General features: G+C 62.8%; 9 protein-coding genes. 3 read left to right on the top strand and 6 right to left on the bottom strand.

All coding sequences use genetic code 11. The annotated features are described in order from the left end of the window. Positions 1 to 96: 96 nt before the first annotated feature. The 4 genes from FIV42_RS26855 to FIV42_RS26840 form a co-directional block, all read right to left on the bottom strand. The gene (locus FIV42_RS26855; protein ID WP_141200676.1) at positions 97 to 1,668 is read right to left on the bottom strand and encodes a serine/threonine protein kinase; all 1,572 of its coding nucleotides are present in this window, start codon (positions 1,666 to 1,668) and stop codon (positions 97 to 99) included. Between the two features lie 14 nt (positions 1,669 to 1,682). After that, complete coding sequence (locus FIV42_RS26850) at positions 1,683 to 3,353, bottom strand: serine/threonine-protein kinase (RefSeq protein ID WP_141200675.1); 1,671 nt, start codon at positions 3,351 to 3,353, stop codon at positions 1,683 to 1,685. Positions 3,354 to 3,556: 203 nt separating this feature from the next. Beyond that, positions 3,557 to 5,230 carry a chaperonin GroEL gene (gene groL / locus FIV42_RS26845; RefSeq protein ID WP_141200674.1) on the bottom strand — a complete coding sequence of 558 codons (1,674 nt, stop codon included), beginning with the start codon at positions 5,228 to 5,230 and terminating at the stop codon, positions 3,557 to 3,559. An 83-nt stretch (positions 5,231 to 5,313) separates the two neighbouring features. Continuing rightward, positions 5,314 to 5,604, bottom strand: coding sequence for a co-chaperone GroES (locus tag FIV42_RS26840; RefSeq protein WP_141200673.1), 291 nt, complete (start codon positions 5,602 to 5,604; stop codon positions 5,314 to 5,316). Between the two features lie 529 nt (positions 5,605 to 6,133). Here FIV42_RS26840 and FIV42_RS26835 point away from each other — a divergent pair. Both FIV42_RS26835 and rsfS read left to right on the top strand, forming a co-directional pair. Then, positions 6,134 to 7,438, top strand: a complete 1,305-nt coding sequence (locus tag FIV42_RS26835; RefSeq protein ID WP_141200672.1) for a glutamate-5-semialdehyde dehydrogenase — start codon at positions 6,134 to 6,136, stop codon at positions 7,436 to 7,438. Positions 7,439 to 7,498: 60 nt separating this feature from the next. Next, on the top strand, positions 7,499 to 7,978 hold the full coding sequence (gene rsfS / locus FIV42_RS26830; protein ID WP_141200671.1) for a ribosome silencing factor: 480 nt from the start codon (positions 7,499 to 7,501) through the stop codon (positions 7,976 to 7,978). A gap of 30 nt (positions 7,979 to 8,008) precedes the next feature. Here the strand turns inward: rsfS and FIV42_RS26825 are convergent, their stop codons facing one another. After that, complete coding sequence (locus FIV42_RS26825) at positions 8,009 to 8,476, bottom strand: 23S rRNA (pseudouridine(1915)-N(3))-methyltransferase RlmH (RefSeq protein WP_141200670.1); 468 nt, start codon at positions 8,474 to 8,476, stop codon at positions 8,009 to 8,011. A gap of 135 nt (positions 8,477 to 8,611) precedes the next feature. On the opposite strand from FIV42_RS26825, the gene FIV42_RS26820 reads away from it, so the two are divergent. Next, complete coding sequence (locus FIV42_RS26820) at positions 8,612 to 9,367, top strand: ComF family protein (protein WP_168210975.1); 756 nt, start codon at positions 8,612 to 8,614, stop codon at positions 9,365 to 9,367. 1 nt (position 9,368) lies between these two features. On the opposite strand, the gene FIV42_RS26815 is transcribed toward FIV42_RS26820, so the two are convergent. After that, positions 9,369 to 11,864, bottom strand: a complete 2,496-nt coding sequence (locus FIV42_RS26815; protein ID WP_168210974.1) for a tetratricopeptide repeat protein — start codon at positions 11,862 to 11,864, stop codon at positions 9,369 to 9,371. Positions 11,865 to 12,001 lie beyond the last annotated feature (137 nt).

Here is a 12,001-nt window from a genome sequence, read left to right as displayed (position 1 = left end):
GTTCGCAAGTGCATGACGCCTACAATCTGGCGGTCCAAAGTGTCAAGCTCGCCAGCGCGTCAAGAACGAATGTAGGGAGATTTTGTCGTCGGTTTGTCAGTTGATGAGATGGCCGCCGGAATCGAGCAGCGTCGACAAGACGACGGCATAGCGCCGCATCACCCACGTCAACACGCCCTCTGTCGCATCCATTCCGGGCAGGTCCCGAACGGGGGCGAGAAACCAGGTGGGGTGACGGTACAATTCGGTGATGAGTTTGGCTGGGCCCAGAGCATGGGCCACAAAGGCGGCCGCGATCGAAAAAAGGTTCCACAGCCGAAAGAAACTATAACGCCAGCTGCCTCGGCCCGACCCGACCGACCAAGCCAGCGCGATGACCACCGGCACCAACCCCACCGCCAAGCGTATGCCGTAGTCGAACGAGCGAAGCTGCGCCGTCAACAGCACGAACGCAAAGAAGCCCAGAAGCGGCGCAACGCACGCCTCGACCCACTCGATGGGCCGATCCGGGCCTCGAAACAAAACGTACGCATCATCTTTCTCGCGTTTCTTGAGCGCGGGATCGCGCTGTCTGGAACCGTGCTGATCGTACGCCTCCCAATCGAGGTCGAGCTCCTGCTCCTGGCGTGCCTCGGCGGCGATGCGCTGAGCTTGTTTTCGTCGCTCTTGGGGAACCCGGCTGACCGGTGCAGCCGCTTGCGATGTGGCGCCTGCCGCGGGCCCGCCTTCGACGCGTCCCTTTAGCGGGTCGAATTGCGGTCGATCCGGGGCGCCGATTCCCACGCCGGTCTCGTAGCGCAGCGCGTCGAGGTCGGCCATGAGTTCTTCGGCCGAACGGTAACGCTTCTGCGGGTCCTTCTCGATGAGCCGAAAGAGCACCGGGCGAAACGTCTCGGGGACCTGGTCGAGTTCTTGGAGGTCGAGCGGCTTTCGTGACACATGGGCGCTCACAGCCCCCTCGACGTCGTCGGCCTTGACCGCCCGCGCGCCGGTGAGCATCTCGTACACCAACAGGCCCAACGCATACAAATCAGTCCAAGGCCCTACCTGCTCCCCGCGCGCCTGCTCGGGCGCAATGTAGCGAGGCGTACCCACCGCCATTCCCTCGCGGGTAAGCTGGGGGATGGAGTCGTCATCGATACGCGACAGAAGCTTCGCCATGCCAAAGTCGAGCACTTTGACGTCGTAGCCGTCCGCCTCGCGGGTGAGCATGATGTTGGCGGGCTTCAGATCGCGATGGATCACCCCGCGGTGGTGAGCGAGGTTGAGCGCCGAGGCGATCTGCTCGCACACATCGATGACGTCCTGGGGCTCCAGCGGAGAGCGGTACACGACCCGGTCGAGCGGCTTGCCGTCGACGTACTCGAGGATCATGAAAAAGACGTCCTCGTCGGTCTGCCCGAAGTCATACAGCCCGATGATGTTGCGGTGAATCAGGTTGCTGATCACCTTCATCTCACGGCGAAAACGCGCCAGCGCAGTGTCGCTGGCTGCCTCACCTTGCGGCGGCAACGCCTTGACCGCCACCCGCTCCCCGGTCTGCTGGTCGATGGCGCTGTAAATAGCCCCAAAAGCTCCGGCGCCGACCGTATCTTCGATGAAGTACCGACCGACCAGCGCATCGCCGATGTGGATATAATCGCGCAGTGTATTGCCAGGTTGCGACATGGAGCCGAGGTCGATCAGTAAGGAAGTACGTTGGCCATGTAGGCGAACAGGGGAGCGAGCGTTTCGGCGCCCCAAACGGTCGCCGCGTCAATCCAGGTCAGCGGCGGAAACTTGGGGAGCGATGCATAGAACCATGTCGGGTCGGTGGTCAGACCCGTGGAAGTGGGCCCGGGACGCCACAGCGCGGCCGCCAAGAAGATAATCCCGAGAATGTACACGAAGTTTTTGGCGGTCGGAACGAGCCAACGCCGACCGAAGTCGACGCCAACCGCTTGAACCTCGGAGAACGCCGTCCACGTCACCGCCGCGACGATCATCAGCAAACCTGCGCCGAAGCGCACCGAGTTCGATTGGCCACTCATCATCGCCGTGAGCAACACAAATCCCCAGTGAGACGCCAGCAGACCGGCGGCATAGACCGACAAGCGTGTCCAATACTCGCGCGCCTCCCAATCACCGTCGACCTGGCGCGAGCCGGTCGACCGCTGACGGCGGCGCTGCTCGATGCGCTGGCGCTGTCGATTGACCGTCTCCAGATCGAGGTCGAGCTCGTCGGTGCTCAGCGACGGTGACGGCCGCTTGGGCCGCTTGGGGCGCTGGGGCTCGCGTTGACGCGGTGCCCGGGCGAGGAACTCCCCGGACCGTGCGGCGGCCGCCCTCTCCTCTTCGGGCTCGGGCGGCGCCAGGTAATTCTTACCCGAGAAGACATCCGGCTCGGAGGTTTCCTGAGTCAAGCCCGGGGCGGCCTCGGCGGTGGCCAGCTCCGCTTGCGGGCGGATTTGCTCGATGCTCTCGGCGACCCCTTCGACTGGTAGCGCGCGGGCGAACGCCTTGACGGTGCGATACCGCGCTTTGGGTTGGCGCTCGGTACACTTGCGAATGATCTTTTGGAGCGGCGGCGCGACCTGATCGAGCTTCGGAAACGGCAGCGGCCGATCGTCGAGGTGTTCACGCACCACCGAGGCGACGCTGTCGTGCTCGATCGGCGTCTGGCCGGTGAGCATTTCGTAGAGGATCAACCCGAGGCTGTAGAGATCGCTGGCAGGTGCGACCGGCTGGCCGAGCACCTGCTCCGGACTCATATACACGGGGGTACCGATGAACTGCGTGGAGCGGGGCTGAAACTTGGTGTCGCGGCGTTCGGAATCCTCGAGCAGCTTGGCCACGCCGAAGTCGAGCACCTTGACGAAATCCGGCTCGCCGTGAAGCTCGGTGAGCATGATATTGGACGGCTTCAGATCCCGGTGGATGATCCCGAGGGCGTGCGCCTCGGCCAAGCTCTTCAAGATCTGTCGGCAGATATGAATCGCGCGTGTTTCGTCGAGGGCACCTTCGCGCGCGATGAGTTCGTCGAGCGTCTGTCCCTTCAGGTACTCGAGGACCATGTAGGCCAGATCATCGTCGGTCTGGCCGAAATCGAAAATGGTCACGGTGTTGGGATGGCGCAGCCGACTGACGATCTGCACCTCGTTGACGAAGCGCTCGGAGACCTCCGGGTTGGATCGCACCACCGAAGGCTTGAGGCACTTGAGAGCGACGTCACGCCCCATGACCTCGTGTCGCGCCTTGACCACGATGGCAAAGCTTCCCGTCCCCAGCTGGGAGACGACCCGATACTTTTCCTCGAACAAACTTCCCGGCGCGAGAAGCTTGCGCAGGCGCGCGTCGGGATCGGACTTAACCATCAGAAGCTCGCTAGAGACTCGTGTTGCGGCGAGTGAAATGCGTTGACCGAGGTGAGCTTAGCACCCCGGTCGTGTCTGCTTCAACTCGCGTTCGCCGCACAAAAAAAAGCCCCGCGCACCCAAAGAGTGCGCGGGGCTTCTAGATTCGGCGGGAGGCGCCGGTGACAACTCACCGGGCCTCGAGCCGCATCGGAGTCGGGGGCTTACATCATGCCGCCCATGCCTCCCATGCCGCCCATTCCACCCATGGCGCCCATGCCGCCCATTCCGGCGTCATCGTCGTCCTCGGCGCCCTTCTTCTTGGGCTTCTCGGCGACCATCGCCTCGGTGGTGAGCATCAGGCCAGCGACGCTGGCTGCGTTCTGCAGCGCGGTACGGGTGACCTTGGCCGGGTCGATGACACCGGCTTCGACCAGGTCCTGGTACTCGCCGATGGCAGCGTTGTAGCCGTAGTTGCCGTCCTGGCTGAGAACTTCCTGGATGACCAGCGAGCCCTCGACGCCGGCGTTGGCCGAGATCTGACGGATCGGCTCTTCGACGGCGCGACGGATGATCTCGACACCGAAGACTTCGTCGTCCTTGGCTTCGACGTTGTCGAGCGCCTTGCGAGCGCGGAGCAGAGCGACACCACCACCGGGGACGATGCCCTCTTCGACGGCGGCGCGGGTTGCGTTGAGGGCGTCCTCGACGCGCGCCTTCTTCTCCTTCATCTCGATCTCGGTGGCCGCACCGACCTTCATGACAGCGACGCCGCCCGAAAGCTTGGCCAGGCGCTCCTGGAGCTTCTCGCGGTCGTAGTCGCTGGTGGTCGTGCCGATCTGGGTGTTGATCTGCTGGATGCGGGCCTGGATGTCGTCCTTGGTGCCCTTGCCACCGACGACGGTGGTCGCGTCTTTGGTGATGGTGACGCTATCAGCCGTGCCCAGGTCGTTGAGCTTGGTGTTCTCCAGCTGCATGCCGCGCTCTTCGCTGATGACCTGACCACCGGTCAGCACCGCGATGTCTTCGAGCATCTGCTTGCGGCGGTCGCCGAAGCCCGGCGCCTTGACCGCAGCGACGTTGAGCACGCCGCGCAGCTTGTTGACCACGAGGGTGGCAAGCGCTTCGCCTTCGATGTCTTCGGCGATGATGAGCAGCGGCTTGTTGCCCTGCTGGTGGACCTGCTCGAGCACCGGAAGAAGGTCCTTCATGCTGCTGACCTTCTTGTCGAAGAGCAGGATGAAGGGATCTTCGAGGTTGACTTCCATGCGCTCGCTGTCGGTCACGAAGTACGGCGACAGGTAGCCACGGTCGAACTGCATACCTTCGACGAACTCGAGCTCGTCGTGCAGGCCTTTGGCCTCTTCGACGGTGATGACGCCCGACTCACCGACCTTTTCCATCGCCTCGGCGATCAGCTCGCCGATCTGCGGGTCGTTGTTCGCCGAGATGGTACCCACCTGAGCGATCTTGCCGCGGTCGTTGGTGCGGGTGGCCAACTCGCCGATGGCGCCGACGACGGCCTCGACGGCCTTGTCGATGCCACGCTTGATGCTCATCGGGTCGTGGCCGGCGGCCACGAGCTTGGAGCCCTCACGGAAGATGGCCTGAGCGAGCACGGTTGCGGTGGTCGTACCGTCACCGGCGGTGTCCGAGGTCTTCGACGAGACCTCTTTGACCATCTGCGCGCCCATGTTCTGGAACTTGTCTTCGAGCTCGACCTCTTTGGCGACGGTCACGCCGTCCTTGGTGATGGTCGGCGCACCGAAGCTCTTCTCGATGACCACGTTGCGGCCACGGGGTCCGAGCGTCACGCGCACGGCGTTGGCCAGGGTGTTGACACCCTTGAGAATGCGCTGGCGAGCGCGTGCATCAAAAATAATTTCTTTAGCTGCCATGTCTGAACTCCTTCAGATCGTATGTATTGCTATCGATTGAGCAGTTGGAGTTGAATGCCCGACTGGGCGTTCGCTCCGACGATTCAGTCTTCGATGACCGCCAGGATCTCGTCCTCACGCAGGATGAGGTGCTCTTCGCCCTGGATGGTGATCTCGGTGCCCGAGTACTTGCCGAAGAGGATCTTGTCGCCCTCTTGGACCTGCATGGGAGCGTTCTCACCCGAGTCGGTGAGCTTGCCCGGTCCGACCGAGCGCACGATGCCCTCGAGGGGCTTCTCTTTGGCGGTCTCGGGGATGATGATTCCACCGGCACTCTTCTCATCACTCTGGACTCGCTGGACCAGGACGCGGTCATAAAGCGGCTTGACGTTCATGAGACTGTCCTCCGTAAGGTTTTCAACAAAAGGGAACGGACTTGCTACCAATATAAATTTAAAGAAGTTGCTCGGCCCGGAGGGGCGCGACACGATGGGAGCGCGCTCCTCCGAAGCCCGCATTAGCACTCTGCTTCCGAGAGTGCTAACTGCGTCGGATTTATAGTGACCCTCCTCTGAAAGTCAAGGCGTAAAGCGCAAGATTTTCTCAGCGATGAAACTCGGCCCGTGAGACTGGCGTTGGTGAACCGAGCGCGGCGGCGAAAGTGGCGCCGCGCGGGGCCGAGCCATGGGTCACAATCTGATCGGCGACCAACTCTTAACACGATCTCAAAGAGGTCAAGCCGACGGGCGCACTTTTTTGCGCTTCCTCCTTTTGTCGGCCGGCCCGACCCCTCTTGACTGGGAAATGGGGGGCACTATGATCAACCTGTGTGGGCTACACAGCCCGCACCATACAAACCCAGTTCCCCCGTTCGGTTTGTCATGGCTGTATTTCGAATCCACAAGAGAAGTTAAAAGGCCGTCCATGCCTGACGCGACTAAGTCTGTCCGTTTCGAGAAATTGCACTCCACCGCCCGACGGGTTCGCCAGTCGGCTCGTCTCCTCGCCTTCCAGCCCTCCAGTGCCAAGAACGACGCGCTGTCGAAGATCGCCACTGCACTGCGCGATCAGACCGAGGCGATCTTGGAAGCCAATCGCCAGGACCTGGCCAACGGGCGCGCCAAGGGGCTCGACGAGGCGTTTTTGGACCGGCTCGAGTTGACCCCGGCACGTATCGACAAAATGGCGTCCGACGTCGAGGAGATCATCGCACTGGGCGATCCCGTCGGTCGCGTCGAATCAACCTGGGTACGCCCGAATGGCTTGCGCGTGGGGCGCCGGCGCATCCCGCTGGGGGTGATCGGCATCATTTACGAGTCGCGCCCCAACGTGACCAGCGATGCCGCGGCGCTGTGCATCAAGAGCGGCAACGGAGTGTTGCTCAAGGGCGGCTCGGACGCTTTCGCGTCGAACCGCGCGGTCTACAAGGCCATTCTGGCGGGCCTCGAGGCGAGCGCCCTGCCCGAGGGCGCACGCCACGCGGTAGGCTTTGTCGACACCACCGACCGCGGCGCCGTCCAAGAGATGCTCAGGCTCTCCGACGACATCGACGTGATCATCCCGCGCGGAGGCAAAGGGCTTATCCGATTCGTGACCGAGCACTCGCGTATCCCGGTGATCAAGCACGACGAAGGCGTCTGCCACGTGGTCATCGACGGCTCGGCGCGCCGCGAGGTCGTCGATCCGATCGTACTCAACGCCAAGACTCAACGCCCCGGGGTGTGCAACGCCATGGAGACGCTGCTCGTGCTCGACAACGCCGTCAAGACACACTTGGGGCGCGCGCTCGACCGCCTGGCCGACGCCGGCGTCAAGCTCCACCTTTGCGAACGTGCTTTCGAGGTCGCCGAGCAGAGCGGCTTGGACGCCAACACCTACGACCACGCCACCGCCGAACATTACCGCACCGAGTTTTTGTCGCTGGAGCTCGCCGTGCGCGTGGTCGAGGACCTGAGCGAGGCCATTGGGCACATTAACGAATACGGCTCGCACCACACCGAGTCTCTGCTGACGGAGGACTACTCTCAGAGCGAGCGTTTTCAGCGCGAGGTTGACAGTTCGGTAGTCATGATCAACGCATCAACTCGCTTTAGCGATGGCAACCAGCTCGGACTGGGTGCCGAAATTGGCATCAGCACCACCAAGATGCACGCGTATGGCCCGATGGGCATCGACGAGTTGACGACCACCAAATTTGTAGTGCTCGGAGACGGGCAAATTCGACAGTGAGCGCCAGAACGGGCGCTCGAACACCAACAGGTAGCGCGGTAACATCCACGCAGGAGACGAATGAGTAACGACACGCCACTCCCCTCCGGTTCGACCCCCCAGACGCCTTCCGATGGGGGCAACTCCGACATCTATGCGCTCAATGCCGACGAGGTGGATACCGAGACGCTCGCGCGCGACATCGCCGGGCTGACTTGGGACCTCAAGGCGCTGAACACCAAGGCCATCGACCTGCGAGGGCTGGTCAGCTACACCGATTTTGTGATCGTGTGTACGGCCACCTCCGACCGCCACGTCCAGGCGATCGCCAAGCACGTGCAAAACAGCCTGTCCGAAGCCGGCTACAAGCCGCTGGGCATCGAAGGCGTCGAGTCGGGCCAGTGGGCGCTCATCGACTTCGGTGACGCCATTTTGCACATCTTCAACGGCTCGGTGCGCGACGAGTACGACCTCGAGCGCATGTGGCCCGACGCGCCGTTTTTGGAGCTCGAAGACGGCCCTGACGACCTGTACGGCCACTTCGAGCTGCAAAAGCTCTAAGCAGCCGCCTTCGGTACGCGGCTATCCAAGCTAGCGGTGATAGGGCTCACCGCGGATGATGCTCATCGCCCGGTAGAGTTGCTCGGCGAGCATCATGCGTGCCATTTCGTGCGGGAGCGTCATCTTCGATAGCGACAGGCGTCGGCGGCAGCTTTTGCGAAAGTTGGCGTCGAGGCCGTTGGCGCTACCGATAAAGAAGCTGACGTAGCGCGTGCCGGTCACCATCCAATCGTCGACCCAACGGGCCAACTCACGGCTCGTCAGGTGCTTGCCTCGCTCGTCCAGCGCGATCGTCACCGCCCCCTCCGAAGCCGCATTCTCCAGCGACTCGGCCTCCTCGGCCAGCCCCTTCGACACATTTCGGTCCGTGAGCCGCGACTCACGCACTTCCAACTCCTCGACCGGCGTGTAGTGCTCCAGTCGTCCGAGGTAGTCGTCGGTCAACGCCCGAAAATGCTGATTTCTGAGTTTCCCTACCGCAACAATTTCAAATTTCACAAATCACCTCGTGAAGCCCGTGGGGGCGTGATTTTCAAAAAACCACGCAACAAATCCCATAGATCTGCCGAAAACCAAAGGGGAGGCTCGACGAGCCTCTCCACCACCAAGCACCTGTTTTCGACAGAGGACGACATGAAACTGCCCCCAAGACTCCGAACGATCGTACGCTTTGCACTTCGCCAAGTCTTTCCGGCGCGCTGCGTCAGTTGTGACGACTACCTGACTGAAGACCAACTCGCCTGCGGGCGCTGCGCGCACGCCGTGTTCCCGATCGAGGGCCCCAAATGTCTCGTCTGTGGAGCCCCCCGCCTTCAGGTGGAGGGGACGTACTCGGGCGTCGACGAAATCTGCGGCCGGTGTCTCGCGCGGCGTCCGCGCTTCGAAACCGCCCGGGCGCGGTGGGAGTATGCCGGCGTCATCGCCGAAGCGTTACAGCGCGCCAAGTACCAGGGTCATTTGTGGATGCTTCGCAGTCTAGCACGCGCGTGGCGCCCCTGGATTGACGAGCGCATCGCTCGGGCGAGCGACGAGGTCGATAGCGTCATTACGGCCGTGCCCATGCACGCGGCAGACTTGCGCGCTCGTGGATTCAACCCGGCTCATCTCCTCGCCCGCCTCGCATTGCCCCATCGACACGTTGCGAGCGACCTGGTGCGCAAGACCGTGCGTACTCGTGCCCAGGCCGCATTGAGCCGCGACGAGCGGCTGACGAACCTGCGGGGAGCCTTCGAGTGTACGAACTCTGAGCGAGTCGAGGGGAACAAGGTCGTGCTCATCGACGACGTGATGACCACCGGCGCGACGGCCGACGAAGTGGCGCGCGTGCTCCGAGGTGCCGGTGCCCGCGAGGTGGTCGTGTTGACCGCCGCGCGCACCCTACCCAGCTAGCTCAGCGCTTGTCTGCGGACGATGCTTTGGCCGAAGACTCAGCTTCTAGCTCGAGCGGCTCCAAGTTGCGCTCCAAGAGGCGACATGCCACTTGGTTGCCCTTGGCGCAGGCCGCCTGGTTCATCCGCACGAAGATGTCCCAGTTGTGGCTGCCCATGTAGTTGCCCCACTGGTAGCACATCAGCGCCGTCCCCTTCTGACAGGCCCAGGCGAGTTCTTCGTAGAATTTTGCGCCCCACGGCTGGCCCTCTTCGAAGGACAGCGTGACATAGATCGTGCAGGCGTCCGCGCTGCCGAGTTCGCACGCCTTTCGGTAGTGGGGAAGCGCCTTGCGAAACCGGTTTGTGTCGGTCGTTCCGAACTCGTGGTGCCGCGCCAGGAGCACACAACTCGCCGCGTCGCCAGCTTTGCAAGCTTTGTCGAGGTCTTTGGGGGACTTGTCCGCGTCGTCATCAGTCTTCTTCGCCAGGCGAACCAACTCGGCGCGTGAGCAAGCTTCGGAGCTGAAGCCAACTTCGGCGTCGCAGACACGTTCGTAGAGGCTGAGGGCGCGGTAGGGTTCTCTGGGAAGGCTGTAGCCGGTTTCGTACATCCGTGCGAGGGGCGTACAAACGGAGTCATTGCCGTCATAGACGCAATACTGCTGCAGCAAATCGGGCATGCTCTTTTCGTCATCGCTCTCTGGATGACTGCGCAATACCGTCACGCCGGCGCCGGTGCAGCCTTGGCGCTCGCCGTCTTCACTGCAGGCTCGGAAGGCATACTCGAACGCCTTTTTCGCATCGCGCTGGGCGCCGTGACCGCGCAGATAGTGCAATCCGAGTTTCACACACGCAGCGTCGTTCGAGTACCAGAAGCATCCACGCCGGTGATAGTCGAGGCCATCGGCGAGTTCGCTCTCCCCGCCCAGCCCGAAGGACAACTCGTCGGCCAAGGTGTCGCAGCTGGCGTTGTCTCCTTTGTCACAGAGGCTTCGCAGCTTCTCGATACCCCGCTGGCGCTCACGAGGATAAATTTCGCCGATGACATACTGCGAGGCGATCTCACGACACGCCCCCTTGGCGCCATCCTCACAAGCCTTTTCGAGAAACGCCCTCGCCTCCTCGAGCTTTTTCTCTCGCGGGAAGCCGTGGGCGATGGCGTGAGCGGCGTAGAAACAGCCGCGCCCCTGCTCGTCGCCGCACGCATCTTTGTGGAGCTCGATGCCTCGTTCGACGAGCTCGGTGGCGCGTTTGTCGTCGACGGAGACACCGCGTCCGAATCGATAGCCGTCAGCCGCGCGCGTGCAATGCAGGGCCGACCCGAGCTCGCATGCTTTCGAAGCCAACTCGATGGCGACCTTCTCGTTGGAGGGAACTCCGTTGCCGAAGTAAAACCGGTCAGCCCCTTGCTTGCAGCCATCGGCGAACTTTGCGTCGCATGCGCTTCGGTAGAGCGACTCCACGCGTGCAACGGCCTGCTCGTCCAGAGGCTTCTTGGCGAGCTCGATCTCGGCGCGATGGGCGCACGCGGGGCCGTCGCCAAGCTCACAACCCTTGCCAAAATACGAGGCAATTTCAGCCCTCTTGGTCCGGAAAACAATCGCGGTCTTGTAGAGCGACGCGAGTTCACGGCAGGCGATACCGCTCTCTCCTTCGCAAGCCGCCGAGTACAGTTTCTCGGCAGCCTGCGGGTCGCGCTCGCCGCCGAGCCCCTCGGCGAGCATGCGGGCTGCCCCCACGCACGCCTCGGTGTTATCGGGCCCACAGCCCCAGGCGAAGAGCTTACGCGCCACGCCCGTTTGCCTGGGGACGACTTGGCCACGCGCGTAAAAGCGCCCCAACGCGCCACAGCCGGCCATATCAGCGAGCATGCACGCCTTCTCATAGTAGGTGACCGCCTCACCAAGGTTGCGCTCGAGATGCTCGCCGTCCTCGGCGAAACGCCCGAGCACGCGACATGATGCGCCATCACCGCGGCGGCACGCCTGTTGGCGGCACGGCACCGGCTGCTGTGCATCGCACGTGTTGTGGGCCATGTCGAACGCGGGCTTCTCGCCTTTGAGCCGCGCGGCTTCGAAACAACTCGCCCGCGACCCCAGCTTGCAACCGCGACCGAAGATCTTGGCCGCCTGTGCGTCAAATCGCATCGCCAACAGCTCGAGACCGTGCAAGGCGCAACCGTCGCCTTCGCCGGCCTTGCAGCCAGCCGCCGCCGCGGTCGCCACCGCGCCATCTTCCAAGTCGAGGTGGGTGGTTCGGTTGTATCGACTGACGGCGCGCGCGACCTTGCAACTTGTCTTCTCACCGGCCTTGCATCCGGCCTTGGCGGCCTCGACGACGCGCTTCGGGTAGCACTTGTGGCCCACAAGTCGTTCGTAGCGCAAATTCCAAGACGCAGCGCACGGCCCCTGTTTCGACAGATCCCCCTGCGCGTCGGGAGCCTGCGCGGTGCTGCAACTCAGGAGAAACGCCGTCGCGATCAACAGCGGCGAGACAAGTATCAGGCGTAGGTTCATCATTCATCCACAAGTGTGAGACGCCCCGGAACATTGAAGAAGAGGCCAAGGAGCACGGACCCAAAGTGTCGCGCCTGAAGGAACAGACCGTCAAGCCGCCGCGTGATCTTGTAACGGGACTTGTGTTTCCGCTACAT

It is taken from the genome of Persicimonas caeni, from assembly GCF_006517175.1.
GTDB classification, from domain to species: Bacteria; Myxococcota_A; Bradymonadia; order Bradymonadales; family Bradymonadaceae; genus Persicimonas; species Persicimonas caeni.
Note: the sequence above shows the minus strand (reverse complement) of the source record. Positions and strands in the feature narration are given on the sequence as shown.